The sequence below is a fragment of the Bradyrhizobium sp. SZCCHNR1051 genome (genome assembly GCF_032489615.1).
Taxonomy (GTDB): Bacteria; Pseudomonadota; Alphaproteobacteria; order Rhizobiales; family Xanthobacteraceae; genus Bradyrhizobium.
Genome location: NZ_JAUEYJ010000015.1, coordinates 70903 through 97838, shown reverse-complemented (window position 1 = coordinate 97838; position 26936 = coordinate 70903). Strand labels below are relative to the sequence as shown.

The window sequence follows — 26936 nt, the reverse complement described above, 5'->3', positions numbered from 1 at the left end:
CCTATGTAGGGCCGTAACGCGTCCGGAACCCCGATCCTTGAACATCTCCCTCTACGGCATCTCCGTCTGGATCCTGCCGATCATCATCGCCATCACCTTTCATGAGGCCGCTCACGCCTTCGTCGCCTGGCGCTTCGGCGACGACACGGCGTTGCGACTCGGTCGCGTCAGCTTCAACCCGCTCAAGCACATCGATCCGTTCGGCACGATCCTGCTGCCGGGCATGCTGCTGCTGTCCGGCTCGCCGTTCCTGTTCGGCTACGCAAAGCCGGTGCCGGTCGATTTTCGCAATCTGCAGCCGCTGCGCGCCGGCATGGTGATGGTGGCGCTCGCGGGACCGGCCACCAACATCGTGCTGGCGCTGGCGGCCGGACTGGCGTTCCACGCCCTGCCCCTGGTTCCGCCGGAGGCTGCCCGGTGGGTGGCCAGCAATCTTTGGAATATTTTCTCGTTCAACATCCTGCTCGCCGTGTTCAACATGCTCCCGATACCGCCGCTGGACGGCGGCCGCGTCGCGGTCGGCTTGCTGCCATCGGTGCTGGCCCGGCCGTTTGCGCGGCTGGAGCCCTATGGCATGCTGATTCTCATCGGATTTTTGATCCTCCTGCCGCTGGCGGGTTCCCAGTTCGGTCTCAATCTTGATCTTGTGTCGGGGCTGCTCCGCGCCACGACCGATTCTCTGAAGCAGCTGCTTCTGCTATTGACGGGTAACGTCTAGATCTACCCGTCAGGGATGGTAACGAACGAGCCCCGAGGCACTCTTGGTCAAAGCCGCCGACATGATGATCGCACGCCGCGCCGACACCCGCGCCCGTGCCGATTTCGCGACCTGGAAGATGATCGCCAAGCTGAACGGCGCCTCCGGCCTGCCGCCGGCGGCGCAGGACTTCCTGGCAAGCTACAAGAAACGCCTCGGCGACATGTCGGAGGACGAGGCCACCGAGGCCACCATCCGCGAGATGTACAAGGCCTATTATGCCGAGATGGGCGGCGGCGGCGCCCCGCCCGAAGTCAAGCCGGTCGCCGCCGAGCCGGTGACCGACAACGTCACCGCCTTCCGCAAGCTGCCGCCGAAGCCGAAGGCCGCGCAGAGCGGAACGACAGCACCGCGCAAGCTGCCGGTCGCGTTGATCTTCGCCGCGCTCTGCGCGGTCTATGTCGGAGTCAGGCTGTATTGGCAGTGAGGTCGGCCAAAGCCCATGCCCTCATTTCGGCGGGTTGAACTTGACCGGCAGGATGAAGGAGAATTCGTCGTCGGTGAGGCCCGCGGGAGGCTTTGGCACGGGATCCGAACGGCGGACCATGCTGACGGCGGCCTGATCGAACTCCGGATCGCCGGACGTTTCCCTGACGTCCACCGAGACGACACGGCCGAGCCGGTTGAGCACGAGCGCCAGCTTGAGCTGGGCCGCAACCTTCTTTCCGGATGGATACTTCTTGTGCAGTTCGAAATAGGCGCTGATCTTGCGGCCCCAATTGGCCGTCAGCCTTTGCACGTCCTTGCCGATGCCGGCATTCGGCGCTTTGGTCTTCTCGGCTTCAGGAACCTTCTCGTCCAGGGCCTTGCGCGCCGTGTCCTCGGAGGCTTCCTGCGCCTCTGATGCCTGTGTCTGGACCGTCGCGACCTTCTGCTCCTCGGTCGGCTTCTTCACGTCGGAGGTCGTGACCTCGCGGTCGGCCTCCTCGGACGTGGTCGGGACATCCTTCTGGAGATCAGTCTGCTCGACCTCGGCCTTCTGCTCCTGCATCTGCGGAGCGGCGGTCTGCGCCACCGAGTCCTGTCCGACCGGAACCTCGTCGTTCTCGACCTTCGGCGAGCCCATGTCGATGTCGATGACCTCAGCGCCTGCCGCGCCGAGGCCGCCGGCGTCCTCGTCGTCCTTCAGATGCGTCAGCGCCAGTGCGGCGCCGCCGACATGCAGCATCAGCGCGCCCATGATGGCCAGAAACCACAGACGGCGCGAGGGGGAGTGCCCGATGTCGAGGTCGCTCATCACAAGCCAGCGCCCCTCACGGCTGCGCGGGCTGGGCCGGCGGCACCTGGGCGGCCGCGGCAGGCGGCGCTTCCAGCGCCACCAGCTTGATCTTGGTGTAGCCGCCGGCGCGCAGCAGCTCCAGGACTCCCATCAGCTCGCCATAGGGCACCAGCTTGTCAGCGCGCAGGAAGATCGGCCGGTCCTTGGGCTGATCGGTCATGGCGTCGAGCTCGCGCACCAGGTCGACGCGTTTGACCAGGTTTTCCCCGATCGCCAGCGACAGGTCCGGCTTGATCGAGACATAGGTCGGCTTGTCCGGCTTCTTCTGCGGCGTGGCGCTGGAGGACGGCAGGTCGATCGGCAGGTCGACGGTCGACAGCGGCGCCGCCACCATGAAGATGATCAAGAGCACCAGGATGACGTCGATGAACGGCGTCACGTTGATGTCGTGGGTCTCGTCGAAATCGTCGTCGAGATCGCCTTCGGAGAGCGAAACGGCCATCGCCTGCTACTCCGCCGCGCGCACGTGAATGCCGACCTGGCTGCGGTCGAGATCACGCGACAGCAGGCGGCCGGCGGCGCCCGATGCGCGGTTGACGAGCTCGAGATAGCCCTTCGTCACGCGCGAAAAGTGATTGTAGATGATGACGGCCGGGATCGCGGCGGCAAGCCCGATCGCGGTCGCCAGCAGCGCCTCGGCGATGCCCGGCGCGACCACCGCGAGGTTGGTGGTCTGCGATTTGGAAATGCCGATGAAGCTGTTCATGATGCCCCAGACGGTGCCGAACAGCCCGACGAAGGGCGAGATTGCGCCGACCGTGGCGAGCAGGCCCATGCCGACGCGCACGCGCCGGGCCTCGGCACGCACGATCTCGGTGAAGCTCGAGGCCGCGCGCTCCTTGATGCCCTCATCGCTGTTCAGCCCTGCCGACAGCCGGGCCTCCGATATCGCCGCCTGCAGCAGTACCGCCGCAACGTTTCTTCCATGGCCGAGCGCGAGCTGCGCTTCCGCCAGCGACTTGGCGCCGGTGAGCTTGCGCAGCGCGCCGACGAGCCGCCGGCGCAGCACGGAAAACTCGATGCTCTTGGCAATCAAGATCGCCCAGCTCGCGACCGAAGCCAGCGCCAGCGCGATCATGACCGCTTTGACGACCATGTCGGCCTTGAGGAACATGCCGAGTGGCGACAGCTCGTCGAGTCCGGTGGCAACCGACTTGCCGCTTCGGGTGCCGCTCTCTGCGCCGGCCGGCGCAGCAGCCATCGGCGCGGCCTGGACCGATGCCGGTGGTGCCATCGTGTGTGCCGTGCCCGGCGCCGTCGCGGACGGATCGGTCGAGACCGCCGGGGCGGACCTGGCCGGCTCCTGCTGCGCATATGCAGGTAGCCCCGCAGCAACAGACAGACATGACAGGACGATTGCAAACCTAACGAGGAACGATGTCATCATACTTCGGCCCATTAGACCTCGGCCCATTGCCGGATCAGATTGTGATAGATGCCGGTCAGCTTGACAGCATCGGGATCGTCCCTCCCGAGGCGTTCCGCCAGACTCTGGATCGCCGTGTCCAGATCGAAGATCATGCTCCGGACGTGGGCATCCCGTACCATGCTCTGCATCCAGAAAAAAGAGGCGACCCGGGCGCCGCGCGTGACCGGCGTGACCATGTGAAGGCTCGATGACGGATACAGCACCGCGTGCCCCGCGGGCAACTTGACTTCGTGCGAGCCGTAGGTGTCCTCGATCACAAGCTCGCCACCGTCATAGCTGTCGGGCTCGGCCAGGAACAGCGTCATCGATAGGTCGGTGCGGATGCGCAGGCCGGTCAGCGGATCGCCGCGCACGGCATTGTCGACATGGATGCCGAAATGATCGCCGCGCGAGGCCGTGTAGCGGTTGAACAAGGGCGGAAAGATCTGCAGCGGGATCGCCGCCGACAGGAAGCGCGGATGCTTCGTCAACGCCTGGATGATGCGCTGGCCGAGCACCCGCGCCGCCTCGCCATCCGGTGGCAATTGCTCGTTGCGCTTGACCATGGCCGACTGCGCCCCGGCCGTCGAGCGGCCGTCCTCCCACTCCGCCGCATCCATGATGCGGCGGAACTCGGCCACCTCGTCCTTCGACAGAACGTCGGGGATGCAGATCAGCATGATCAGAACTTCGCAGTGGTGACGATGTAGAAGGCGCGCCCCGGGGCCACGGCGACGAACGGCACCGCGCTCCGATACAGTGTGTCGTAATAGAGCTTGTTGGTCAGGTTCTGGGCATAAAGCTTCATGGTCCAGTGCGCATCAAGCTTCTTCTCGACGAACGCGTCGAAGCGCCAGTAGCTCGGCAGCTCGTTGCCGGTGTTCGCCGCGAAGGTACCGCCATAGACCTTGGAGCGGTAGACCGCCTGGCCGCCGATCTCCCAGCCATTGTCGAGCTTGTACTTCGACAGCATGCTGAACGACTGGTGGGCGATGTTGGCGAGCTGCAGGCCGATGTTGGAAGCGACGCCACTCTGCGTGACCTTCGACTGCATCAGCACCAGGCCGCCGAAGATGCTCCAGCGATCGGTGAGCTTGCCTTCCGCCTCGATGTCGATGCCCTGGATGCGGTAGGCCGCGCCCGAGGTGAGCAGGCCGCCGACGGTCTCGCGGGCATTGTCCTTGGTGGTCTGGAACAGCGCGGCTGAGACCAGCAGATGGCGGTCGACCAGCTCCCATTTGGTGCCGAGCTCGGCGGCCTTGTTGCGCTCCGGCCCGAGCAGCACGGCGGTGTTGGCGGGCACGCCGCCATAGTCGGTGCCGGTGGCGTCGAGCTCGGAGCCGAACGGATTGGCCGAGGTCGCATAGGCCGCGTAGATGCTGCCGATCGGCATCGGCTTGTAGACCAGGCCGACATTGTAGTTGACCAGGTCGGCGTTCATCTTGAGGTATTTCGGCGAGTTCGTCGACGAGCTCATGGTGTAGCCGTCATAGCGCACCCCACCGTTCAGGATGACCGTGTCCTGCCAGTTGGCCGTGTCCATGACGTAGACGCTGTTGGTGTTGACGCCGTAGCGCGTCGGGTTGCCCACCAGCGACGGCGTATTGCTGAATGGGATGTAGGTGTACTGCGGCGAGTACACGTTGACGCCGGTGACCGCGCCCGAGCTGGTCGAGCCGCCGCCGAACAGTTCGGACGAGAGGCCGGTGTAGCGATCGATCGAGATGTTCTCGTTCGAGAACTCGGTACCAAGCACCGCCGTGTGCTTGATGCCCCCGGTATCGAGCTTGAACGTCGCATCGTTCTGGTTCGCCCACACGTCCACCGTCTGGTAGCGGCTCTGCGCGCTCGCCGTGGTGGTCCAGAGCAGCGGATTGGGGCTGGTCGTGTTCGGATTCTGCGGCAAGGTGCCGATATAGTTGAGCAGCGAGTGCTCGCCGCGGAACTTGCTGCTGAGGGTGATCGCCTCGTTGACCTTGTACTCGGCCGCGGCAGTGCCGAAATCCTGCCGCGCCGTCTGGAAGTCGCGATTGAGGAAGCCATACCAGGTGCCGCGCGGAATGCCCGCGGAGGTCACGGGGACGTTGCCTTGCTTGTAGTAGGGTACACCGAAATCCGGATAACCCGACAGATCGGTATGGACATAGTTCGTCGTGATCTTGAGATCGTCGATCGGCGTCCACTTGGTCGAGAGGAAGGCGCCCCAGCGGTCATCGGTGACGTAGTTGCGCCCCGCGACGTTGGAGTCCTGGAACAGACCGCCGGTGCGCACCGAGAAGGTTGGCGAGATCACCTGGTTCACGTCGAGTGTGACGCGCTTCTGCTGGTCGGTGCCGAACTCGGTATCCATCCGCTTGAAGTTCGTATCGCCAGCCTGCTTGGTGACGATGTTGATGGCGCCGCCGGCGGTGCCGCGTCCGGCATACGAAGAAGCCGGGCCGCGCAGGATCTCGATCTGCTCGGTGAAGAAGTTCTCGCGGATCGACACCGCGGGATCGCGGATGCCGTCGATGAACACGTCGTTGCGGGCATCGAAGCCGCGAATGAAGAAGCGGTCGCCGAACGCATTGCCGCCCTCGCCCGAGCCGAGCGTGACGCCGGCGGTCGAGCGGCCGATCTCCTTGAGCGCCGTGATGTGCTTGTCCTGCAGCACCTCCTTGCTCATCACCGTGATGGTCTTGGGCGTATTCAGGAGCGGCTCAGGAAACTTGCCCGACGCCTGCACGCGGTTGACCTTGTAGGGCTCGGCTGCGTCCGCGTAAGGGTTGGCGTCCGGCGCAGACAGCCCGCCCGCGTTCGGGAACGCCACCGCGGCCTGCTGCGCCGCCTGTTGACGGGCCGCCGCGCGGCGCAGGGCATTGCGCGCGCGGACCTGCTCGGCGGTCGGCTTGGAGGACGTCGGCTTGGCGCGCGCGATCGGCGCGTCGACGTTGACCGGGGGCAGGTCGGAAGCCGGCTGCGCCTCGGCCGAGGACATCGATGCCACCGCCATCAGCCCGGCCACTGCCGACACCTTGGTGACGGAGGGCCCCTCTCCTCGTCCGTCATTGACCTTCATCGCTGCGACCCCACGCAGCGAACGCGGTGCTCTCACCTGTCCCATTTTATTTTCACGCGCCCCAGATTTTTTCATTCCACATCGCGAACGCGGATCATTTGCGTTGCAACGATGTGTCGTTGGTATCGGGCGTGTTTCAGGGGGTCAATTTGAGGAGCCCCAATTTGGCCTTGAATAGTTCCAGATCAAAACAATTCTAAAACGCTCAACTAACAACATGCGGAACTTGAAATCGTTCTAAACAGCGCGAATTGACTCGCGCTGCCGTCGAATCGCTGCGCTTGTCAGTTCAACGAGCCAGCCGGCTCGTCGCTGCTCGGCGGCTTCATCAGCGAGAACAGCTCGTCCACGGTCTGCACCGCGATCTGGCGCACGCGATCGGAATCATCGACCCCCGCGATCCGCACGCCCTTGACGACGGCCCTGATCTCATCGCGAAAATCGGTCAGGAAGCGCAAGGGATCGCGCTGCTCGTTGGCGACGCGCGCGATCAGGCCGGTGACCAGGATCTGGCACGCGAGCATCTTTCCATTCAGTTCTTCCATCGTGAGCTCCCCATTCGCTATCGTCGCACGGCGCATCGTCGGGCGACGCAGCCTCGCTCCAGTTGAATCCTGCCCCTGCCCGACGGCGCCATGACGGCGGCCGGACTCATCGGCTTCTAATCAGCTCCCATCGGGCGCGACAAGACGGCGAGAATAGGTCGGAGTGCGGCTTTCGCACGAGAGACCCGCGCGGTCAGCGACAGATCCGGCGCGGCGCGCTGGCCGACGATGGCGGCAGAGGAATGCCGCAGACCGCCCTGCTCTCGCGCAGGCCGCACGGCGGCAATGGCAAGCTTCTGCGCCATTTTTCGCACTCAAGATGTTTTAGTAGAACGACGCAACTCAAGATGGGATCAAGACGGTCCGCGCTGCGGCTCGGCTATTTGAGCGCGACCTCGGCTTTCGGATCGGATAGCGTCTTGATCCGATCCTTCAGGTCCCTGAGCGTGGACAGGCTGGTCGCGACGGCCTCGTCCGGAATGTCGTGCAGAACCTCGCCGGCAATCGCATCGCGCAGCTCGTCGAGATCATCGACGAGCTTTCGTCCCGCGGCGGTGAGATGGAGACGGTTCGCGCGGCGATCCCTCGGATCGTGCCGGCGCTCCAGCAGCCCCTGCTCGACCAGCCTGTCGAGCAGACGCACCAGCGAAATGGGCTGCAGTTCCAGCACTTCTGCGAGATCGACCTGTGACATCCCCTCGTGCGCGCGCAGCCGAAACAGCACCACCCATTGTGCGCGGGTCGTGCCGCGCTGTTTGGCACGATGATCAATATAGTTGCGCAGGATGCGCGAGCTTTCGACAAGCTGCGCAACGAGCTGACGTCTCATATCCAGCGACATGGCTGTGAACTCCCTTGCGATCCCTCGAAGCTTGCCGATTGTTTAGGTTCGTCCACGCGCTCGTGTGTTTACACATTAATTGCGTGCGTACTATATCTGGCGGTGCTGGGAATGGTTTTAAAGACCGGTTATCCTGTTCGTCTCAGCATGTGGGCCAGCATGAAGACATCGCGAACCATAGGTTGGATCCTGCTGCTGGCGGCTCTCGGCGGCGCCGGCTATTACGGCTGGCAGCGCTATCAGGGCGCTGAGGCAGCGAAGAAGACGGCTGCGCAGAAATCGGCCGGGCCGCAGGCCGTTCGAGTCTCGACCGTGCTGGTCCAGAAGACGGACTTCCCGGTCTTCCTCACCGGCCTGGGGACCGTGCAAGGCTTCAATACGGTCCAGGTCCGCACCCGCGTCGACGGCCAGATCGACAAGATCGCCTTCACCGAAGGCCAGCTCGTGAACGAGGGCGACCTGCTGGTCGAGATCGACCCGCGGCCGTTCCAGGCGGCGCTCGACCAAGCCAAGGCCAAGCGGGCGCAGGACGAGGCCAATCTCAACAACGCCAATCTCGACCTGCAGCGCACCACCAAGCTCGGCGAGTTCGCGACCCGGCAGCAGCAGGACACGCAGCGCGCCACCGTCGCGCAGCTCACCGCTCAGATCGCAGCCGACGACGCCGCGATCGCCAATGCCCAGACCCAGCTCAGCTACACGCAGGTCAAGGCGCCGATCTCCGGCGTCGCCGGCCTGCGCCAGGTCGACATCGGCAACATCGTCAATGCCTCGACCCAGACCGGCATCGTTTCGATCGCGCAGATCGAGCCGATTGCGGTGATCTTCACCGCGCCGGAGGAGCAATTGCCCTACATCAACGAGGCGCAGAAGGTTGCTGCCCTGAAGGTGATTGCGCTCACCACCGACGGCAAGAAACAGCTCGCCGAAGGCAAGCTGATGGTCGTGAACAACCAGGTCGACACGTCGAGTGGAACGATCCGGCTGAAGGCGGTGTTCGACAACAAGGACCACGTGCTGTGGCCTGGACAGTCGGTGTCGACGCGGCTCCTGGTGCGGACGCTGAAGGACGCCACGGTGGTTCCCGACGACGCCGTCCAGCATTCGACCAACGGGCTCTATTCCTACACGGTGAGTCCGGACAACAAGGCCGAGCTGCGCAAGGTGAAGGTCGGCGTTTCGATCGATGGCCGTACCGTGGTCGAAGAGGGGCTGACCCCCGGCCAGCAGGTGATCACGGGCGGTCAATTCAAAGTGCAGCCAGGCTCGGTCGTGACCACCGCGGTGGCCAGCTCGGAGCCGGCGCCAGCTAAGGTCCGGCAGGAATGAACGGCGGCGGCATCTCGGCACCCTTCATCAAATACCCCATCGGCACCTCGCTGCTGATGGCGGGCATCCTGTTCATCGGCCTCGTCGCCTACCCCCTGCTGCCGGTCGCGCCGCTGCCGCAGGTCGACTTCCCGACGATCCAGGTGACGGCCAACCTGCCGGGCGGCAGCCCCGAGACGATGGCGACCTCGGTCGCCCAGCCGCTGGAACGGCAGTTCGCCCAGATCCCGGGCATCGCCCAGATGACCTCGACCAGCTACCTGGGCACCGCATCGGTCACGATCCAGTTCGACCTCAATCGCAGCATCGACGGCGCCGCCAACGACGTCCAGGGCGCGATCAATGCCGCCTCCGGCCAGCTGCCGAAGAATCTGCCGTCGCCGCCGACCTACCGCAAGGTCAACCCGGCGGACTCGCCGATCCTGCTGCTGTCGGCGACCTCCGAGACGCTGCCGCTGACCACCGTCAGCGACGCGGTCGACGCCGGTCTCGCTCAGCAGATCAGCCAGATCTCAGGCGTCGCCCAGGTGATCATCGGCGGCCAGCAGAAACCATCCATCCGCATCCAGATCGACCCGGCCAAGCTCGTCGCCAAGGGGCTGTCGATGGAGGATGTGCGCAGCCAGATCGCGATCACCACGGTCGACGCGCCCAAGGGCAACATCGACGGCGAGCGGCGGGCCTATACGATCTACGCCAACGACCAGCTCACCGAGTCGAAGGACTGGAACGACGTCATCATCGCCTACCGCAATGGCGGCCCGCTGCGCATCCGCGACATCGGCAAGGCTGTGACCGGAGCCGAGGACGCCAAGCAGGCGGCTTGGGCCAATGGCAAGCGCGGCGTGTTCCTGGTGATCTTCAAGCAGCCCGGCGCCAACGTCATCGAGACCGTTGACCGCATCAAGGGGCTGTTGCCGCGGCTGGTCGCGGCGATCCCACCGGCGATCAAGATCGATCTCATCTCCGACCGCACCACCACCATCCGCGCCGCCGTTGAGGACGTTCAGTTCACGCTGATCCTGACCATCTTCCTGGTGGTGATGGTCATCTTCATCTTCCTGCGCAGCTTCTGGGCGACGGTGATCCCGACCATCACAGTGCCGCTGGCGTTGCTCGGCGCCTGCGCGATGATGTGGGGGGTTGGCTACACGCTCGACAATCTGTCGCTGATGGCACTGACGATCGCGGTGGGCTTCGTGGTCGACGACGCCATCGTCATGCTCGAGAACATCTCGCGTTATGTCGAGGAAGGCGAATCGCCGATGGCCGCCGCCTACAAGGGCGCCAAGGAGATCGGCTTCACCATCGTGTCGATCTCGATCTCGCTGGTCGCGGTGCTGATCCCGCTGCTGCTGATGGGCGGCATCATCGGCCGGCTGTTCCGCGAATTCGCGGTCGTGCTGGCGATGACCATCTTCGTCTCGATGTTCGTGTCGCTGACCCTGACGCCGATGATGGCCTCGCGCTTCCTGCGCAACGAGCACGCCGCGCAGCACGGCAAGTTCTACCAGTGGAGCGAGGCCGCGTTCGACGCGATGCTGCGCGCCTATGAGAAGGGGCTCGATCTGGCGCTGCGCTGGCGCTTCGCCACCTTGATGGTGTTCTTCGCCACGCTCGGATTGTCGGTCTATCTGTTCATCCTGATCCCGAAAGGCTTCTTCCCGCAGCAGGACGTCGGCCTGATCACCGCGACCTCGGAGGCCTCCCAGGACATCTCGTTCAAGGCGATGCAGTCGCGCCAGGAGGCGCTCGCCAACATCGTAATGGCCGATCACGACGTCGCCAGCGTGGCCATGGCAATCGGCGGCTCCGGCCGCGCCGGCAACAACGGCAACATGTTCATCACGCTGAAGCCGCGCGAGGAGCGCAACGCGACGGCGCAGCAGATCATCACCCGCCTGCGGCCGCAGCTCGAGAAGGTCGAGGGTGCGCGGCTCTACATGCAGGCAGCGCAGGACATCCGGCTCGGCGGCCGCCCGTCCCGCACCCAGTTCGAGTTCACCTTGCAGGATCCCAACGTCGCAGAGCTGAACGAATGGGCGCCGAAGATCCTTGAGAAGATGCGTTCGCTGCCGCAGCTGCGCGACGTCGCCACCGACCAGCAGGCCGACGGCACCACCGTGCAGCTCACGATCAACCGCGACACCGCCTCGCGGTACGGCATCTCGCCCCAGCTGATCGACGACACGCTGTATGACGCGTTCGGCCAGCGCCAGGTCGCGCAGTACTTCACGCAGCTCAACTCCTACCGCGTGATCCTGGAGATCCTGCCTGAGCTGCAGGGCAACATCGACACGCTCAACAAGCTCTACGTGAAATCGCCGACCACCGGCGACCAGGTGCCGCTCTCGACCTTCGCCAGTTGGACCAACGTGCCGGTGCGGCCGCTGTCGATCAGCCACCAGGGCCAGTTCCCGTCGATCACGATCAGCTTCAACCTCGCCCAGGGCGTCGCGCTCGGCCAGGCCACGGATGCGGTGCAGCGCGCGATGGTCGAGCTCGGCGCGCCGGCGACCTTGAACTCGAGCTTCCAGGGCACCGCGCAGGCGTTCCAACAGTCGCTGTCGACCGTGCCGCTGCTGATCCTCGCGGCGCTCGTCGTGGTCTATCTGATCCTCGGCATCCTCTACGAGAGCTACATCCACCCGATCACGATCCTGTCGACCCTGCCCTCGGCCGGCGTCGGCGCGCTCGCGATCCTGATGGCGTTCGGCTACGATTTCAGCCTGATTGCGCTGATCGGCGTCATCCTGCTGATCGGCATCGTGAAGAAGAACGGCATCATGATGGTCGACTTCGCCATCGCCGCCGAACGCGACCAGCATCTGCCGCCGGAGCAGTCGATCCGCCAGGCCGCCCTGCTGCGCTTCCGTCCGATCATGATGACGACGATGGCCGCCCTGCTCGGCGGCGTGCCCCTGATGCTCGGCAACGGCACCGGCTCGGAGATCCGCCAGCCGCTCGGCTATGCGATGGTCGGCGGCCTCATCGTCAGCCAGATGCTGACGCTGTTCACGACGCCGGTGGTCTATCTCTATCTCGACAAGGTCAACAACGCCTTCGCGCGCTGGGGCCGCACGCATATCGACCACGAGCCCGAGACCGCAGCGGCAGGTCCGGTCAAGGAAGCGGCGGAATAATCCGCCGCTTCTTGTCGTCTACTGCCGCGCCATCTCCGCGTTGGACACGCCCTCGCCGTCCAGGCTCTGCTCGTCCTGCATCGTCACGGTCACGTGCGAGAGCCGTCCGGTGAACGAGATCGCGGAACGGCTCGGCGCCTGCCTGGTCCTGCTGCTGGGCGCCGGCCCGGACGGGCTGCGAAAGCCGCAGGCCGCGAGAGGCGGGCGCTAGACCCCTGCCGGCCCGTGGCGCGGCGGCGGCCAGAGCACGTTGGAAATCCGTCATCCAGCGGCTTGCCAAAACCTGAGACATGCGGGTAGAAGGACCCGTCGCCGCGGCCCTGCTTTGCCGGCCGGCGCTCAAAACGGTGCCAGACAGTCCGGCAATTGCTTGAAACTGCAGGGCATTCCGTTGGGGAATGGTGTAACGGTAGCACAACAGACTCTGACTCTGTTTGTCTTGGTTCGAATCCAGGTTCCCCAGCCATTTCGGCGCTGACCCACTATTTTTGAGGTCAGCCGGTTTCGACTCGCGAACGAAACGTCACCCCGTTGTCGCGCACACTTCGTCCCGTCACTGCACCTCGGCGTCTCCGCGCACTTCGTCCTCGGAGAGCTTTCTCGATCGCAGCGGTGCCCTGTTCTTCCAGATCCTCCAGCGCGATGCTTGCGATGGCGGATGGTCGACACCGCCTGACCCGGCGCCGAATTGCCAGGAACACAGTCCTCCCGATTGCGAATCGGCGAAAACAAAACAACCATTGCGAGCAATGAAGCGCTCCCCGGAGGATTGCACTTGCAGAGCAGCGTTGGCTCCCGCGCCTTTCAAAACGCAAGGCTGCAGAAGCGCGCCAAGAAGCAGGCGGACGTGCTGTTGCCGGCGGCGGTCAAGGCCTACCGCGAAGGCCGACATCCGGAGGCTCAGGCACTATGCAAGCAGATCCTGCAGGACCTGCCGCATCATTTCGGCGCCCTGCATCTGCTCGGCGTGTCCGAACGGGATTGCGGCCGTTTCGACCAGGCGGTGCTCGTCCTGACACGCGCGGTCGAGATCGACCCGCGCTCGGCCGGAGCCCAGTCCGATCTTGGTCTCTCGTTATTCCGGCTCGGCCGCTATCAGGAGGCCCGCGCTCGTTACGAACGCGCCGTCGAACTCCAGCCGAACTTCCCGGCCGCGCTCACCAATCTCGGCACTGCGCTGACGAGCCTCTCGCGTTTCGAGGAGGCGATTGCTGCGCATGACCGCGCCATCGCGCTGAACCCCGGCTATGGCGACGCCCACGCCAATCGCGGAATGGCGCTGCTGCTCACGGGCCGGTACGAGGACGCCGGCCAGAGCTTCGATCGCGCGCTTGCACTGCAGCCGCGGTTGCTGACGGCCCTGTTCGGCAAGGGCCTGGTCAGCATGAACCTGCGGAATTTCGATGCTGCACTGGCGGCGCTGACTGCGGCGCTGGCCATCAATCCGAATGCGGCCCCTGCCCTCGCCCAGCGCGGGCGGGCCTATCAGGAGCAGGGCAAGTTCGACGAGGCAGAAGCCGATTTTGACGCGGCACTGGTCCTCGAACCGTTGCTCGAAGACGCCCTGCGCGGCAAGGCCACAGTTTCGCTCGTGCGCGGCAACATCGCCCTGGCGATCTCGTTCGTCGACAAGATCCTGGCGCAGAACCCGAAGCAGGAGAGCGCCTGGACCCTGCTCGGGGTCTGCTCTGCGATGCAAGGCGACATCGCCACGGCAATCTCAGATTACGACCGCGCGCTCGCGATCAACCCGAACTACGAGGACGCGATCACCAAGAAGATCTTCGCGCTGGATTTCCTGCCCGAGATCGGAGTCGAACGTCTCCAGGCAGAACGGAGATATTGGTGGGAAGCGATCGGCTCGCGATTACCCCGTGTCCAACTCGGTGGGCGAGATCTCGCCCCCGATCGGCAGCTTGTCGTGGGCTACGTCTCCTCCGATTTCCGCGAGCATTCGGCGGCTCTCGGCTTCCTGCCGATCCTGCGCCATCACGATCGCGCCAAGTTCGAAATCATCGCCTATTCCTGTTCGCCGGCAAAGGACTCCAAGACGGAGTTGTGCCGTTCGCTGGTCGATCGCTGGGTCGACGCCTGGCAGTTGACCGACGAGAGGCTCGCCGAGCAGATCCGGGCCGACAAGGTCGACATCCTCGTCGACCTCTCGGGGCATTCCGCCGGCCATCGGCTCACCTTGTTTGCGCGCAAGCCCGCCCCGATCCAGGTCTCCGCCGTCGGCAGCGTCACCGGCACGGGGCTGCCAGTGATGGACTATCTGCTGGCCGATGCGGTGACGATCCCGGCCGCGGTCCGGCATCTGTTTGCCGAAAGGATCTACGACCTACCGTCGCTGATCACGATCGAACCGCCGCCTCCAATTCCACCGTCGCCGCTGCCCATGCTTCGCAACGGTCACGTCACCTTCGGCTCATTCAATCGCGCCGACAAGTTTTCGGAGCCCACTCTGGCTCTATGGTCGAAGCTGATGGCTGCGACGCCGGGCTCTATGATCGTCGTCAAGAACCATGCGATGAGCGATCCCCTGCTGCGCGACCGATTGATCGCCCGCTTCGTCGCCCACGGCATCGCCGCGGAACGCCTCCGTTGCGTCGGAAAGACATCGCGCGAGGAGCATCTTGCGATGTTCGCCGATATCGACATCGCACTCGATCCGTTCCCGCAAAATGGCGGCATATCGACGTGGGAGTCACTGCAGATGGGCGTGCCTGTCGTCACCAAGCTCGGCAGCACCCCCTCGGCACGGGCGGGCGGCGCGATCGTCAAGGCAGTCGGCCTCGACGCGTGGGTCGCCGATGACGACGAAGGCTATCTCGCGGCAGCGCTGAAATTCTGCTCGCGGCCCGGCGAGCTTGCCGCGCTCCGCGCTGAGCTGCCGGCCAGGGTATTGAATTCAACCGCCGGAAACGGCGCGCTCTACACGCAGCATGTGGAACAGGGATACCGGACGTTCTGGCGTGACTATTGCGCACGAGCGACGACCGGCTAGCGCTTGAATCAGATCTCGTCCGGCCGGCACAGCGTCGCGCCCGTGCGCCGTTCGACCCATGCCGACGCTTGCGGTGCATCGATGACGCAGTCCCGCCGATCATCGTCGGCTCGCCGTCACGATCCCGCCAACGTGCGCCCGATCACGGAATTAACCCGTCATTCACCACGATCCTCATCCAGCCGGAACGATGCAATTTGCTTCAAATTGTCTGGCCAGGGAGACGGGACATGACCAAACTGATGGACCTCGACGACCAGATTGAGCGGGCCGAGCGGCTCGAGCGGAGCATCACGGACACGCTGACGATCGAGCGGCTGCGCCAATTCGCGGCCAAGTGCCGGCGCGAGCGCGAGCGGCTGTCGCGGCACCGGCAGCACGCGGCCTGAGGGATTTGATCCGCTTCCGTCGGCGGCGGACGCGGCCGCTCACGAGCAGGTCGTCACCATGTTGGTGCAGAGCTGCCGGGTCCAGCCGATGCCTTTCTTCATGCGGATCTTGGCGAAGTCGCCGAAGCAGCCGAGCAGTTCGACAGCCTGGTCGCCGTTCGCATGCGGATCGAGCTTCGGGCTCGAGGTGGCATGGTCGCGATAGATCACCGCACCGTTCTGCAGGCCGCCGACGCCCACCACGCTCCGATGCACGAAGCCCCTGCCCTGAAAGATCACGCTCTCCTTGCCCTGATCGACGCCGTTCAGCACGGCCCGGTCGATCTCGAACCAGTCGCCCTGCTGCGCGGTGAGATGCACGACGATCCAGCCGTCGCTGGTCGGATTCTTCAGCGCCTTGATGATGCTGCCGCCCGGCTCCGCGCGGACATTGGCGCCGTTCGGATCGCGGTCGGCGATGTCGACCTCGACGTTGCAGGCTTCGCGATGAGGCGCCTGCGCAGCGGCCACGCTCGGCGCCGCGAGCAGCGCCGTCAGCAACAGAATTTTCGTCAGCGTCATGCGGTCAACCGGCCTCGGGTTCCTCTCGGATTGGTCGTGCCGCGAGCGCCGCAGTTCAACGCCGCGCGATAGGCGACTGCGCCGGGCCCGCCATGCGCATCGGCTGCCTCGATGGAGCCGGGCCATGGGTGCGGCCCTTACGCAAGACTGCCTGCTTCATTCGAGAAGGTGTTATGCTTGCACGAAGCTGACCCGAAAAAAGTCGTCAGATGCGTGAACGCCCCTCCGCCCGCCTGCTGGTGCTCGATCCCCACGACAGGCTTCTGCTGTTCAAGTTCGTCCACCTTGCCGGCGCGCTGACTGGGACGCAGTTCTGGGCCACGCCGGGCGGCGGCGTCCATCCCGGCGAGAGCTACGAGGCCGCAGCCTGCCGCGAGATGTTCGAGGAGACAGGCATTTGCATCGACGACCCTGGGCCGCAGATCGCGCAGCGCTTGGTCACCTTCACGATGGTCGATGGCGAGGAGGTCAGCTCGGACGAGCGCTATTTCCTCATCAGAGTTGCGCGCGCCGACCTGTCGTCGATGCACTGGACCGAACTCGAGCGCGCCGCCATCGCAGGACAGCACTGGTGGCGGCAGGCCGAGCTCGCGGAAGCGGCCGACACCGTCTACCCCGAGGACATCATCGACATATTGACGCGTGCACGCGTGTGGTGACGGCTCCCTGCTACAGCCGTCCTCCTGCAAGCGCCGCAGCGCGCGGGCGGCCGACATCATCGAGCACATGCGGCATCGGGGTCACCGGGAAGACCGCGTTGATCTGGCCCGTCCCCGACGACGGGAAGAATGGGGTCACGACCTCGACGCCGCGGTCGTAGTGGTTCCAGCCGAGCGCGCCGAGCAGCATGGCTGTATCGTGCATGAAGCCCTCGCCATGGCCCTTGCTGGCGTATTCCGGCAGCATGTCGCAGAAATCCGGCCACTCGCCGTGCTCCCACATCTGGATCACCTCGTGGTCGAGCCGTTCCAGGAACGGGCTGAACATCCGGTCGCGATATTCGTCGGCGGTGCCGTTCTGGGCGAAGCGATGGCTCAGCGAACCCGAGGCGAAGAAGGCGACCGTGCCGTCGTAATGATCCTCGACCGCGCGGCGGAACGCCCAGCCGAGCTTGGCGCTGTCGGCGAGATAATGCGAGGTGCAGAGCGCCGAGACAGAGACGACCTTGAAGTGGCGGTCGGGGTTCATGTAGCGCATCGGCACCAAGGTGCCGTATTCCAGCGCCAGCGACGTCGCATCGTGGGCCATGGTGGCAACGCCATGGGCGTTGGCGCCCTCGGCCAGGATGTGGCCGAGCTCCGGGTTGCCGTCGTATTCATACGTCATGTTGGCGATGAAGTGCGGCAGCTCGTTGGAGGTGTAGAGCCCCTCGAAATGCGGCGCGCAATTGATGTGGTAGCCGGCATTGACCAGCCAATGGGTGTCGAACACGACGATGGTGTCGACGCCAGCCTCGCGGCAGCGCCGGCCGATCTCGATATGACCGTCGATCGCCGACTGTCGCTTGCCCTTGGCCGGACCATCCAGCTCGCTGAGATACATCGACGGCACATGCGTGATCTTGGCCGCCAGTGCGAGCTTGCCCATCCTCTCGTCTCCCTTCCGGTCGTTCCCCGGTCCGGCATCGCCGACCGTTTGCTTGGGAGGCAGATTACCCCTGCAGCTCCGCGAAAAAAAGGGCCGCGCGCGCGGCCCTTCCTCGGCGTCCAATCCATCGCCTGTCCCACGATCATGGGACAGCGCGGCGCGCTTGCGCGACTCCGCGCCCCGTCAGACAGCCTTGAGGTCGATGGTCTTGGCGGCCTTCTGCACCTCGGGTTTCTTCGGCAGGGTGACCTTGAGCACGCCCTGCTTGAACACGGCCTCGATCTTGTCGGTGTCGACGCCGTCAGGGATCTGGAAGGAACGTTCGAAGGATCCGAAGCTGCGCTCACGGACGTAATAGTCCTTCTTCTTCTCCTCCTTGTCCTCCTGCTTCTCGCCCTTGATCGAGAGCACGCCACTCGCAACTTTCACCTCGACGTTCTTCTCGTCGAGGCCGGGTAGCTCAGCCGTGACCTCATAGGCGTTGTCGTGCTCGGCGACGTCGACCGCCGGCGCCACGGCAAAGGACCGTGCGCGGGCCAGACCCGGCAGTTGGTCGAACAGCGACGGAAGAGCCTTGGAGATGGTGAACCGGACGTTAATCCGAGCGGCTCGCGCGACGCTTTAGGGAAGGACGCAGAAAGCCTTATGCCGCAAGGTGTTAGGCGCCATTGAGAAGGTGCATTCGCAACGCTCCGCGCGCCCCTCCGACCGCCGGGCTGGGCGGCAGCACGTTCACAAACATTGCCCGCTTAACAAATTTTCCAGTCCCAGCAGAGAAGGTGTCAGCTCAACAATTCACCACAGGTTTCATGACCGTGACATCCTTCGGACGCGTGATCTCGGTGCGGGGCTCCCAGGCCCGCGTCGGCATTCTGTCGACCCAGCAGATGACCGTTTCCGATATCCGCGCCACAGTCGGCCGTTTCATCAGCATTCGCTGCCCGAGCGCCACGATCATTGCGATCATCACCGAGGTGACCAGCGAAGACCTGTCGCATGCCAGCGAATACGTCGCGACGGCGTCGGTGGACCTGCTGGGCGAGATCCTCGGACCGGCCGAACGGCCCAAGTTCCAGCGCGGCGTCACCCACTACCCGACCATCGGCGACGCCGTCGACATGATCACGAGCGAGGAGCTGCGCACGATCTACACGCCGACCGCCGGCGACCACATCGACATCGGCGCGCTGCAGCAGGACACCTCCGTGCGCGCCTGTGTCAATGTCGAGGAAATGCTGTCGAAACACTTCGCCGTGCTCGGTTCGACCGGCGTCGGCAAATCGACGGGCGTGTCGCTCTTGCTCAACGAGATCCTCAAGGCGCGGCCGAACCTGCGCATCTTCCTGCTCGACGTCCACAACGAATATGGCCGCTGCTTCGGCGAGCGCGCGCTGGTGCTGAACCCCCGCAATCTGAAGCTGCCGTTCTGGCTGTTCAATTTCGAGGAGATCGTCGACGTCCTGTTCGGCGGCCGGCCCGGCGTGCCGGAGGAGCTCGACATCCTCGCCGAGGTGATCCCGCTGGCGAAGGGCATCTACACCCAATACCAGAATACGGACCGCATCGGGCTCAAGCGCGTCGATCCCAAGATGGTCGGCTACACCGTCGATACGCCGGTGCCCTACCGCCTTGTCGACCTCATCAACCTGATCGACGAGCGCATGGGCAAGCTGGAGAACCGCTCCTCGCGCATCATCTATCACAAGCTGATCTCGCGCATCGAGACCGTGCGCAACGACCCGCGCTACGCCTTCATGTTCGACAACGCCAATGTCGGCGGCGACACCATGGCGGAGGTCATCAGCCATCTGTTCCGCCTGCCGGCCAACGGCCGCCCGATGACGGTGATGCAGCTCGCCGGCTTCCCGGCCGAGGTCGTCGATTCCGTCGTCTCGGTCGTGTGCCGCATGGCGTTCGATTTCGGCCTGTGGAGCGACGGCGTCTCGCCGCTGTTGTTCGTCTGCGAGGAAGCGCACCGCTACGCCTCCGCAGACCGCTCGATCGGCTTCGGCCCGACCCGCAAGGCGATCTCGCGCATCGCCAAGGAAGGCCGCAAATACGGCGTCTATCTCGGCCTCATCACCCAGCGGCCGGCCGAGCTCGACGCCACCATCATCTCCCAGTGCAACACGCTGTTCACGATGCGCCTCGCCAACGAGCGCGACCAGTCGCTGCTGCGCTCGGCGGTCTCCGACGCCGCCGCCAACCTGCTCTCCTTCGTTCCCTCGCTCGGCACCCGCGAGGTACTGGCCTTCGGCGAAGGCGTCGCGCTACCAACCCGGCTGCGCTTCAAGGAGGTGCCGCTGCATCAATTGCCGCGCAGCGAGGCGACGATCGCGACTGTCCGCTCGGTCAATGCCGGACACGACATGCATTTCGTCAGTGCCGTGCTGGAGCGCTGGCGCGGAGCGACCTCGAGCCGCGACGCTGCGAGCGGCGACAGCGGCGCCGGCAGCCTCGGAGATCGCGGCAACCTGTCGGCCTCGCTGGACGCGCCGATGCTGCAGCCCTCGATGGGCCTCGATCCGGACCGCTTCTCGCTGCTGAAGAAGCCGCTGCGCTAAATACGGCGGCGGCCCCCTCTCAAATCTCGATCGACGACGCCTTCGAGAAGGCGTTGCGGGCATTCCGCCACGGGGCGAGGTGATGGGCTGAGCTGGACCGTTGCGCCTGCGCCGCGATCCACTAAGGTTCGCCCCCTGCCACACATGCCGGATCCGTTGCCATGACCCAGCCCGCCATCAGCCGCTTTCCCGTTCCCGCAATCGAAGCGCTGCCGGACGACATCCGCACCCGGCTGCTCGGCGTGCAGGAGAAGAGCGGCTTCGTGCCCAACGTGTTCCTGACACTCGCGCACCGGCCGGACGAGTTCCGCGCGTTCTTTGCGTATCACGACGCGCTGATGGAGAAGGACGGCGGGCTGACCAAAGCCGAGCGCGAGATGATCGTCGTGGCGACGTCGAGCGCCAACCAATGCCAGTATTGCGTGATCGCGCACGGCGCGATCCTGCGCATCCGCGCCAAGAATCCCTTGCTCGCCGACCAGATCGCGATCAACTACCGGAAAGCGGACATCACGCCGCGGCAGCGGGCGATGCTCGATTTCGCGATGAAGGTGGCGCTGGAGGCGCAGACGGTCGGGGACGCCGATTTCAAGGCGCTGGCCGGCCACGGTTTCAGCGACGAGGACATCTGGGACATCGCCGCAATCGCGGCGTTCTTCGCGTTGTCGAACCGGATGGCAAATGTCACGGGCATGCGGCCCAACGACGAGTTCTATCTGATGGGGCGGCTGCCCAAGGCGAAGTGAGCCAGTCAGTCGTCCGACGCGGGTCCGCACCAGCCGGGCAGATAGACGGCGTCGTGGCTCTTTGCGGCCGCCAGCGCGTGCTCCATGGCGGCGGCGAAATGGGTCTCGACCGTCTTGCGCTTGACCTTGCGGCGCAGGAAGTCGGCCCATAGGAACTCGCTGAACGGCGTCGTGTCCTTGGCAAAGCCGCCGGCGCGGCGCAACTCGCCGGCCAGGCTGCGGAACGGATCGTCCTTCATATCCGCGACGGTCTTCGGCAGGTCCTTGAAATGCCGCCGCTCGCCCTTGGCGTCGTAAGGATAGGCCCAACGCTTGTTGTCCATCACGCCCCAGAACGCCTCGCGATCGACCATCGACAGATCGCCGATCACCGTGACCAGCACGTCCTTGACGCCCTCGTCATGGAGCGCGCGGGCGAGGTGATGGTGGTCGACGACGTAGTGCCGCTGGTCGGGACCGAGCACCACCGGGATCATGTGCTTGCCGAGCAGCTCGGCCTGCTTCTTCTTCGACTTGTGCTCGCGCCAGCGCTCGCGCTTCTCCTTCACTTCGCGCATGCCGACGGTCATCTGCGTCGGGCGCAGCGACAGGATCGGCACAGGATGAAGCAGCGGCTCGCGGGTATTGGCCATGGCCTGGGCTCCCGGGGGATGATCAGCATTATGCCACGCCTGCCGAGCCGTTCCAGTGCATCTGCCCGTAGCTACGACGCCGTTCGGACCGGCCGCGGCAGGTTCCAATCCCCCGCGGAGCGGGCGCCGAATGGATGGATCCGAGGAGGGAGATGTTTTGCTGATGCAGCTCAATTGTGGCAAAGTTTCTTTGTGAGAGGTTGGGCCCGCGTGCTAAAAAGGACCATCGGAGTCGAGGCATGAAGTCCCAGCGCCCCATTGCAGCGGAGGAAGAGCATCGCGTGGTGCCGTTCCGGCCGCGCAGCAGTCCGGTGCGGCGCGTGACCGAGGGCGGCAGCCCGCCGATTCAGCTGCATCGGCGCGAGCGGCCGACACTCGATCTCTCCCGGTATGAGCAGCCGCGCGAAGAGCCCGACGATTTCCGGCACCGCATCCTGGCCAACATCGCGGCGATCGCCTTCACGGTCGCGTTGACCGCGATCGGCATCTGGCTGGCGATGAGCATTGCCGACCTGCGCAAGACCCAGGACTGCCTGCTGACCGGACGGCGCGACTGCGCCCGCATCATCACCGAGACCTACACGCCCTGATCCCTGCTGGACGCCGCTCGGCCGCCAGCGACGGAGCATCACAATCCCGCCACAACCGCCGTGTCCGGCTCCATTGAACTCACCGCGTCGCTCCGATATACGGGCACACGACTCCCGGGCGGCGGGGGTAGAAGGGCTCGCATCAGACGGCCCCGGGGGCGCGGTGTCCTCCCGTCGCCACCTACCGGATTAGCTCCAAAATATCAAAGGCTTAGTGATGTCCTCAACATTCGATCAGGTCGCCACGATCATCGCTGAAACCTGCGACATCCCGCGCGACACGATCACGCCGGATAGCCACGCCATCGACGATCTGGGCATCGACAGCCTCGATTTCCTCGACATCGCGTTTGCGATCGACAAGGCCTTCGGGATCAAGCTGCCGCTCGAGAAGTGGACGCAGGAAGTCAACGACGGCAAAGCCAGCACCGAGCAGTATTTCGTGCTGAAGAACCTGTGCGCCCGCATCGACGAGCTGGTCGCCGCCAAGGGCGCCTGAGCGCCCGCCATGCAAATCGAATATTTCCTGCTCATCGACCGCATTCTTGACCTCCGACTGGACGAGAAGGCCATCACTGTCGAAGCCAAGGTTCCCACCGAAAGCACGATCTTCGAAGGACACTTTCCGGGCTATCCGATCATGCCCGGTGTTCTCTTGATCGAGTCCATGGCCCAGACGTCCGGCTGGCTGCTGCTCGCGCTGATGAAGTTCGAGCGGATGCCGTTCCTCGCCGCCGTGAAGGAAGCCAAGATGCGCGGCTTCGTGTCGCCGGGCGAGGTGCTGACAGTCGAGGCCAACGTGCTGCACGAGGGCTCCGGCTACGCCGTGACCGAAGCGCGCGTGAAGGTCGGCGGCAAGCTGCGCTCGAACGCGACGATCACTTTCAGCCACGTCCCCTTCCCCAATCCGGAGCTGCGCGGACACATGGACGCCGTCGCCGAGCGCGTCGGCTTTCCGCAACAGGTCCTGCAGCGATGAGTGAGACGACAGCCGTGACCTCCAATCCCGTCGAAGTCTGGATCACCGGTATCGGTCTTGCGACCTCGCTTGGCGAGGGACTCGATGCGAACTGGGACGCCCTCAACTCCGGCCAGATCAATATCGACGAGCGGGGTTTCGCGCCCTACATCGTGCATCCCTGGGCCAAGGTGAACCTGGAAGCGCAGATCCCCAAGAAGGAGCAGCGCCAGATGGAGGCGTGGCAGCGCATCGGCACCTATGCCGCCGGGCTGGCGCTGGATTCCGCCGGCCTCAAGGGCAACAAGGACATCCTGTCCCGGATGGACATGATCGTGGCCGCGGGCGGCGGCGAGCGCGACATCTCCGTCGACATCGCGATCCTCAACGCGGAAGCCCAGGGCAATTGCACGCCCGGCTTCCTGAACGACCGGCTGATGAACGACCTGCGCCCGACCCTGTTCCTGGCGCAGTTGTCCAACCTGCTCGCCGGCAACATCGCGATCTCGCACGGCGTCTGCGGCACCTCGCGCACCTTCATGGGCGAGGAGGTTGCGGGCGTCGACGCCTTCAAGATCGCGCTGGCCCGCATCGCCGGCGGCCAGAGCGACATCGCGCTGGTCGGCGGCTCGCACAATGGCGAGCGCAAGGATCTGCTCGTGCTGTACGAGTTCGGCGACTACAATCTGAAGAACGAGTTCAAGCCGGTCTGGTCCCGCAAGGACCATCCGGGCTTCGCGCTCGGATCGGCCGGCGCGTTCCTGGTGCTGGAATCCAAGCCGCATGCCGAGGCCCGCGGCGCCAAGCCGCTGGCGCGGCTCAGCAAGGTCGTCGCCGACCGCGCCCGCCGCAAGGAGGCAGGTGCCGTCACCGGGACGCTCGACCGCCTTTGGTCGGCGCTGGACGTGCATGACGCGCCGGGCGCGATCATCACCGGCGCGACCGGTGCCGAGCCCGTGACGTCGGAGGAACGCGCGTTCCTCGACCATCACAAATCCTACGCCGTGCGCTCGAGCGGCACCCGCTTCGGCCACACGATGGAGGCGCATTTCGCGCTCGATCTCGCGCTGGCGGCGCTGTCGATCTCGCGCGGTGCCCTGTTCGCACCGGGCGACTCCTCGGGCGTCGAGGCGGACATGAAGGAGGCTCCGACCCAGATCGTAGTGGTCGGCGCCGGCCATTACCGCGGCGAAGGCATGGCCTTGGTCGAAGCAGTCAAGTGAACGCGGCTCGGCAGACCGATTCACGACGGGGGACATCATGAGTGTACGCGACAAGTTTGGACGTCCCATCGTGGTCGTGACCGGGATGGGGATCGTCACCTCGCTCGGGGCCGGCAAGTCGGACAATTGGAACAAGCTCGTTGCGGGCGAGTCCGGCATCCGCACCATCACGCGCTTCCCGATCGACGGCCTGAAGACGACGATGGCCGGCACGGTGGACTTCGTTCCCGTGGCCCCGTTCACGTCGACGGGTCTGTCCGAACGGCTGGGCCACATGGCCGTTGAGGAAGCCATCGCGCAGGCCGGGATCGGCTCCAAGGGCGACTTCCCGGGGCCGCTGTTTCTCGCCGTCGCCCCGGTCGAGATCGAATGGCCGCAGCGGCTCGAGCTCGCGCACGAGGTCGGCGGCACCCAGTTCACCTATGACGACCTGCTGAAGGTCTGCGGCGGCGGCAAGTTCGTCAACTATCACCACCGCTTCCTGTTCGGCTCGGTGGCGGATTCGCTGTCGGACACATTCGGCACCAAGGGCTCGCCGATCTCGCTGTCGACCGCCTGCGCCTCGGGCGCGACCGCGATCCAGCTCGGCGTCGAAGCCATTCGACGCGGTGAGACCGACGTCGCGCTGTGCGCCGCCACCGAGGGCTCGGTCAATCCGGAGGGGCTCGTGCGCTTCTCGCTGCTGTCGGCGCTGTCGACCCAGAACGACCCGCCGCAAGGCGCCTCGAAGCCGTTCTCGAAGAACCGCGATGGCTTCGTGATGGCCGAGGGCGCCGGGGCGCTGGTGCTGGAGAGCTATGATGCGGCGGTCGCGCGCGGCGCCAAGATCCTCGGCGTCGTCGCCGGCTGCGGCGAGCTGACCGACTCCTTCCACCGCACCCGCTCCTCGCCGGACGGCAAGCCGATCATCGGCTGCATCCGCAAGGCGCTGGCCGACGCCGGCATGGCGCCGGAGCAGATCGACCACATCAACGCCCACGGCACCGCCACGCCCGAGAACGACAAGATGGAATATGTCGGCGTCTCCGCGGTGTTCGGCGAGCACACCGGCAAGATCCCGGTGTCGTCGAACAAGTCGATGGTCGGGCATACGATCTCGGCGGCCGGCGCGGTCGAGGCGATCTTCTCGCTGCAGACGCTCGAGCATCAGCGGATTCCGCCGACCATCAACTACGACATTCCGGATCCCGCGATCCTGTTCGACGTGGTCGGCAACAAGGCCCGCGACGCGCGGGTCACCACCGTGATGTCGAATTCGTTCGGCTTCGGGGGCCAGAACGCCTCGCTGATCCTGACGCGCGAACCGGCCTGATCCGCCGCTGCCATCGATGAGTCTCCTGCCACTCCGGACCAAGCTCGTGATCCGCCGAGCCGTGAAGTCGGCCGGGGCTTCCGCCGTCGGCGCGCTGACGGTTGGCATGCTCAGGACCACGCGCTATTTCGACCCGCAGAAGACGGCCGACCGCTTCGCGCGCCTCGCGCAGATGATCGGGCCACGCCTGCGCGAGCAGCGCATCGGTCGCGACAATCTCACCGCGGCCTTCCCGGAGAAATCGCCCGAGGAGATCGAGAAGATCCTCGCCGGCGTGTGGGACAATCTCGGCCGCGTCGGCGCCGAGTTCGCCCATCTCGACAAGATCTGGGATTACGACGAGGCGCATCCCGAGCTCAGCCGGATCGAGCTGTCGCCGCGCACCCATGAGCTGTTTCATCAGCTCCGCCTCGACGGCAAGCCAGCCCTGATCTTTGCCAGCCATCTCGCCAATTGGGAGATGCCGGCGCTGGCGGCGGTCGCCCATAAGCTCGATACGGCGATCCTTTATCGCCGACCCAACATCGCCGCCGCCGACCGCATCATCCAGGAGATTCGGCAGGTCAAGATGGGCACACTGGTCCCGGCCGGCCGCGACGCGCCGCTGCGGCTGGCACAGGCGCTCAAGAACGGCCAGCACGTTGCCATGCTGGTCGATCAGTATCTGACCGGTGGCGTCGAGGTCACCTTCTTCGGCCGCAAGACCCGCGCCAATCCGATGCTGGCTCGCCTGTTACGCCAGGTCGAATGCCCCGTGCACGGCGTCCGCATCATCCGCCTTCCCGGCAATCGCTTCCGCGCCGAAGTGTCGGAGGAAGTGAAGCCGGTGCGGACGGCCGACGGTCAGATCGACATCCAGGGCACGACGCAGGCGGTCACCGACGTCGTCGAGGGCTGGATCCGCGAATATCCGGAGCAGTGGCTTTGGCTGCACCGGCGCTGGCGGTAGTCGGCGCCGTACCAAATTCCACCACGAGGAAGCCGGTCCGCAGCATCCCATTCCGTCGATC

The 26936-nt window shown here is 65.1% G+C and carries 26 protein-coding genes, 1 tRNA gene and 1 pseudogene; 16 read left to right on the top strand and 12 right to left on the bottom strand.

Translation table 11 applies throughout. The annotated features are described in order from the left end of the window. Positions 1-37 precede the first annotated feature (37 nt). On the top strand, positions 38-718 hold the full coding sequence (locus tag QW868_RS19480) for a site-2 protease family protein (RefSeq protein WP_316231233.1): 681 nt from the start codon (positions 38-40) through the stop codon (positions 716-718). Between the two features lie 61 nt (positions 719-779). Continuing rightward, entirely contained in the window at positions 780-1184 is a 405-nt protein-coding gene (locus tag QW868_RS19475; protein WP_316231285.1) for a hypothetical protein, read from the top strand. A 21-nt stretch (positions 1185-1205) separates the two neighbouring features. Here the strand turns inward: QW868_RS19475 and QW868_RS19470 are convergent, their stop codons facing one another. The 8 genes from QW868_RS19470 to QW868_RS19435 all read right to left on the bottom strand — a co-directional run bounded on the left by QW868_RS19470 (position 1206) and on the right by QW868_RS19435 (position 7888). Continuing rightward, positions 1206-1994 carry a TonB family protein gene (locus QW868_RS19470; protein ID WP_316231232.1) on the bottom strand — a complete coding sequence of 263 codons (789 nt, stop codon included), beginning with the start codon at positions 1992-1994 and terminating at the stop codon, positions 1206-1208. Between the two features lie 16 nt (positions 1995-2010). Then, entirely contained in the window at positions 2011-2478 is a 468-nt protein-coding gene (gene exbD / locus QW868_RS19465) for a TonB system transport protein ExbD (RefSeq protein ID WP_315776871.1), read from the bottom strand. A gap of 6 nt (positions 2479-2484) precedes the next feature. Next, a complete protein-coding gene (exbB, locus tag QW868_RS19460) occupies positions 2485-3423 on the bottom strand; it encodes a tonB-system energizer ExbB (protein ID WP_316231231.1) in 939 nt (312 codons plus the stop codon). An 11-nt stretch (positions 3424-3434) separates the two neighbouring features. Then, positions 3435-4124, bottom strand: a complete 690-nt coding sequence (locus QW868_RS19455; RefSeq protein ID WP_316231230.1) for a Fe2+-dependent dioxygenase — start codon at positions 4122-4124, stop codon at positions 3435-3437. A gap of 2 nt (positions 4125-4126) precedes the next feature. Continuing rightward, the gene (locus tag QW868_RS19450) at positions 4127-6547 is read right to left on the bottom strand and encodes a TonB-dependent receptor (RefSeq protein WP_315776875.1); all 2421 of its coding nucleotides are present in this window, start codon (positions 6545-6547) and stop codon (positions 4127-4129) included. Positions 6548-6786: 239 nt separating this feature from the next. Further along, positions 6787-7047, bottom strand: a complete 261-nt coding sequence (locus tag QW868_RS19445; RefSeq protein WP_316231229.1) for a hypothetical protein — start codon at positions 7045-7047, stop codon at positions 6787-6789. Between the two features lie 116 nt (positions 7048-7163). After that, a complete protein-coding gene (locus QW868_RS19440) occupies positions 7164-7352 on the bottom strand; it encodes a hypothetical protein (protein ID WP_315770906.1) in 189 nt (62 codons plus the stop codon). Positions 7353-7426: 74 nt separating this feature from the next. Next, complete coding sequence (locus QW868_RS19435) at positions 7427-7888, bottom strand: MarR family transcriptional regulator (protein ID WP_315739692.1); 462 nt, start codon at positions 7886-7888, stop codon at positions 7427-7429. A 159-nt stretch (positions 7889-8047) separates the two neighbouring features. On the opposite strand from QW868_RS19435, the gene QW868_RS19430 reads away from it, so the two are divergent. The 5 genes from QW868_RS19430 (at position 8048) to QW868_RS19410 (ending at position 15753) form a co-directional block, all read left to right on the top strand. Then, positions 8048-9217: an efflux RND transporter periplasmic adaptor subunit gene (locus QW868_RS19430; protein WP_315739691.1), complete on the top strand. Its 1170-nt coding sequence runs from the start codon at positions 8048-8050 to the stop codon at positions 9215-9217. Beyond that, entirely contained in the window at positions 9214-12360 is a 3147-nt protein-coding gene (locus tag QW868_RS19425) for an efflux RND transporter permease subunit (protein ID WP_315812297.1), read from the top strand. The genes QW868_RS19430 and QW868_RS19425 overlap by 4 nt, the downstream gene beginning before the upstream one ends. Positions 12361-12752: 392 nt before the next feature. Further along, positions 12753-12826 (top strand) — tRNA-Gln (locus QW868_RS19420). Between the two features lie 309 nt (positions 12827-13135). Then, positions 13136-15364 (top strand): tetratricopeptide repeat protein, encoded by a 2229-nt coding sequence (locus QW868_RS19415; protein ID WP_316231228.1) that lies wholly within the window; start codon positions 13136-13138, stop codon positions 15362-15364. 230 nt (positions 15365-15594) lie between these two features. Then, positions 15595-15753 carry a hypothetical protein gene (locus QW868_RS19410; RefSeq protein ID WP_316231227.1) on the top strand — a complete coding sequence of 53 codons (159 nt, stop codon included), beginning with the start codon at positions 15595-15597 and terminating at the stop codon, positions 15751-15753. A gap of 39 nt (positions 15754-15792) precedes the next feature. On the opposite strand, the gene QW868_RS19405 is transcribed toward QW868_RS19410, so the two are convergent. Beyond that, positions 15793-16314, bottom strand: a complete 522-nt coding sequence (locus QW868_RS19405; RefSeq protein ID WP_316231226.1) for a hypothetical protein — start codon at positions 16312-16314, stop codon at positions 15793-15795. 209 nt (positions 16315-16523) lie between these two features. Between QW868_RS19405 and QW868_RS19400 the strand changes: the two genes are divergently transcribed. Further along, positions 16524-16973, top strand: coding sequence for an NUDIX hydrolase (locus QW868_RS19400; protein WP_316180530.1), 450 nt, complete (start codon positions 16524-16526; stop codon positions 16971-16973). A gap of 10 nt (positions 16974-16983) precedes the next feature. Here QW868_RS19400 and hpaD read toward each other — a convergent pair whose 3' ends face one another. Further along, the gene (gene hpaD, locus QW868_RS19395; RefSeq protein ID WP_315776881.1) at positions 16984-17901 is read right to left on the bottom strand and encodes a 3,4-dihydroxyphenylacetate 2,3-dioxygenase; all 918 of its coding nucleotides are present in this window, start codon (positions 17899-17901) and stop codon (positions 16984-16986) included. 183 nt (positions 17902-18084) lie between these two features. Continuing rightward, positions 18085-18468 (bottom strand): annotated as a pseudogene (locus QW868_RS19390) (Hsp20/alpha crystallin family protein); the annotation flags it as partial. Between the two features lie 242 nt (positions 18469-18710). On the opposite strand from QW868_RS19390, the gene QW868_RS19385 reads away from it, so the two are divergent. Together QW868_RS19385 and QW868_RS19380 are read left to right on the top strand one after the other, a co-directional pair. Continuing rightward, positions 18711-20465 (top strand): ATP-binding protein, encoded by a 1755-nt coding sequence (locus tag QW868_RS19385; protein WP_315739682.1) that lies wholly within the window; start codon positions 18711-18713, stop codon positions 20463-20465. A 161-nt stretch (positions 20466-20626) separates the two neighbouring features. Next, complete coding sequence (locus QW868_RS19380; RefSeq protein WP_316231225.1) at positions 20627-21211, top strand: peroxidase-related enzyme; 585 nt, start codon at positions 20627-20629, stop codon at positions 21209-21211. A gap of 5 nt (positions 21212-21216) precedes the next feature. Here the strand turns inward: QW868_RS19380 and QW868_RS19375 are convergent, their stop codons facing one another. Then, on the bottom strand, positions 21217-21843 hold the full coding sequence (locus tag QW868_RS19375) for a ParB-like protein (RefSeq protein ID WP_315739680.1): 627 nt from the start codon (positions 21841-21843) through the stop codon (positions 21217-21219). Between the two features lie 239 nt (positions 21844-22082). On the opposite strand from QW868_RS19375, the gene QW868_RS19370 reads away from it, so the two are divergent. The 6 genes from QW868_RS19370 (at position 22083) to QW868_RS19345 (ending at position 26875) form a co-directional block, all read left to right on the top strand. After that, positions 22083-22433 (top strand): hypothetical protein, encoded by a 351-nt coding sequence (locus QW868_RS19370; RefSeq protein ID WP_315739679.1) that lies wholly within the window; start codon positions 22083-22085, stop codon positions 22431-22433. Positions 22434-22650: 217 nt separating this feature from the next. Next, positions 22651-22932 (top strand): acyl carrier protein, encoded by a 282-nt coding sequence (locus QW868_RS19365; RefSeq protein WP_006609130.1) that lies wholly within the window; start codon positions 22651-22653, stop codon positions 22930-22932. A gap of 9 nt (positions 22933-22941) precedes the next feature. Next, positions 22942-23412, top strand: coding sequence for a 3-hydroxyacyl-ACP dehydratase FabZ family protein (locus QW868_RS19360; RefSeq protein ID WP_315739678.1), 471 nt, complete (start codon positions 22942-22944; stop codon positions 23410-23412). Beyond that, entirely contained in the window at positions 23409-24614 is a 1206-nt protein-coding gene (locus QW868_RS19355) for a beta-ketoacyl-ACP synthase (protein WP_315797644.1), read from the top strand. The genes QW868_RS19360 and QW868_RS19355 overlap by 4 nt, the downstream gene beginning before the upstream one ends. 37 nt (positions 24615-24651) lie before the next feature. After that, positions 24652-25926 (top strand): beta-ketoacyl-ACP synthase, encoded by a 1275-nt coding sequence (locus QW868_RS19350; protein WP_409997704.1) that lies wholly within the window; start codon positions 24652-24654, stop codon positions 25924-25926. 16 nt (positions 25927-25942) lie between these two features. Then, complete coding sequence (locus QW868_RS19345; protein ID WP_315758924.1) at positions 25943-26875, top strand: lipid A biosynthesis lauroyl acyltransferase; 933 nt, start codon at positions 25943-25945, stop codon at positions 26873-26875. Positions 26876-26936: the final 61 nt, after the last annotated feature.

Excerpts from the sequence above, each read along its gene's own strand:
- QW868_RS19475 (WP_316231285.1), top strand. The coding sequence starts at position 780 with ATGATGATCGCACGCCGCGCCGACACCCGCGCCCGTGCCGATTTCGCG.
- QW868_RS19470 (WP_316231232.1), bottom strand. The coding sequence starts at position 1,994 with ATGAGCGACCTCGACATCGGGCACTCCCCCTCGCGCCGTCTGTGGTTT.
- exbD (WP_315776871.1), bottom strand. The coding sequence starts at position 2,478 with ATGGCCGTTTCGCTCTCCGAAGGCGATCTCGACGACGATTTCGACGAG.
- exbB (WP_316231231.1), bottom strand. The coding sequence starts at position 3,423 with ATGATGACATCGTTCCTCGTTAGGTTTGCAATCGTCCTGTCATGTCTG.
- QW868_RS19455 (WP_316231230.1), bottom strand. The coding sequence starts at position 4,124 with ATGCTGATCTGCATCCCCGACGTTCTGTCGAAGGACGAGGTGGCCGAG.
- QW868_RS19450 (WP_315776875.1), bottom strand. The coding sequence starts at position 6,547 with ATGGGACAGGTGAGAGCACCGCGTTCGCTGCGTGGGGTCGCAGCGATG.
- QW868_RS19445 (WP_316231229.1), bottom strand. The coding sequence starts at position 7,047 with ATGGAAGAACTGAATGGAAAGATGCTCGCGTGCCAGATCCTGGTCACC.
- QW868_RS19440 (WP_315770906.1), bottom strand. The coding sequence starts at position 7,352 with ATGGCGCAGAAGCTTGCCATTGCCGCCGTGCGGCCTGCGCGAGAGCAG.
- QW868_RS19435 (WP_315739692.1), bottom strand. The coding sequence starts at position 7,888 with ATGTCGCTGGATATGAGACGTCAGCTCGTTGCGCAGCTTGTCGAAAGC.
- QW868_RS19430 (WP_315739691.1), top strand. The coding sequence starts at position 8,048 with ATGAAGACATCGCGAACCATAGGTTGGATCCTGCTGCTGGCGGCTCTC.
- QW868_RS19425 (WP_315812297.1), top strand. The coding sequence starts at position 9,214 with ATGAACGGCGGCGGCATCTCGGCACCCTTCATCAAATACCCCATCGGC.
- QW868_RS19410 (WP_316231227.1), top strand. The coding sequence starts at position 15,595 with ATGACCAAACTGATGGACCTCGACGACCAGATTGAGCGGGCCGAGCGG.
- QW868_RS19405 (WP_316231226.1), bottom strand. The coding sequence starts at position 16,314 with ATGACGCTGACGAAAATTCTGTTGCTGACGGCGCTGCTCGCGGCGCCG.
- QW868_RS19400 (WP_316180530.1), top strand. The coding sequence starts at position 16,524 with ATGCGTGAACGCCCCTCCGCCCGCCTGCTGGTGCTCGATCCCCACGAC.
- hpaD (WP_315776881.1), bottom strand. The coding sequence starts at position 17,901 with ATGGGCAAGCTCGCACTGGCGGCCAAGATCACGCATGTGCCGTCGATG.
- QW868_RS19385 (WP_315739682.1), top strand. The coding sequence starts at position 18,711 with ATGACCGTGACATCCTTCGGACGCGTGATCTCGGTGCGGGGCTCCCAG.
- QW868_RS19380 (WP_316231225.1), top strand. The coding sequence starts at position 20,627 with ATGACCCAGCCCGCCATCAGCCGCTTTCCCGTTCCCGCAATCGAAGCG.
- QW868_RS19375 (WP_315739680.1), bottom strand. The coding sequence starts at position 21,843 with ATGGCCAATACCCGCGAGCCGCTGCTTCATCCTGTGCCGATCCTGTCG.
- QW868_RS19370 (WP_315739679.1), top strand. The coding sequence starts at position 22,083 with ATGAAGTCCCAGCGCCCCATTGCAGCGGAGGAAGAGCATCGCGTGGTG.
- QW868_RS19365 (WP_006609130.1), top strand. The coding sequence starts at position 22,651 with ATGTCCTCAACATTCGATCAGGTCGCCACGATCATCGCTGAAACCTGC.
- QW868_RS19360 (WP_315739678.1), top strand. The coding sequence starts at position 22,942 with ATGCAAATCGAATATTTCCTGCTCATCGACCGCATTCTTGACCTCCGA.
- QW868_RS19355 (WP_315797644.1), top strand. The coding sequence starts at position 23,409 with ATGAGTGAGACGACAGCCGTGACCTCCAATCCCGTCGAAGTCTGGATC.
- QW868_RS19350 (WP_409997704.1), top strand. The coding sequence starts at position 24,652 with ATGAGTGTACGCGACAAGTTTGGACGTCCCATCGTGGTCGTGACCGGG.
- QW868_RS19345 (WP_315758924.1), top strand. The coding sequence starts at position 25,943 with ATGAGTCTCCTGCCACTCCGGACCAAGCTCGTGATCCGCCGAGCCGTG.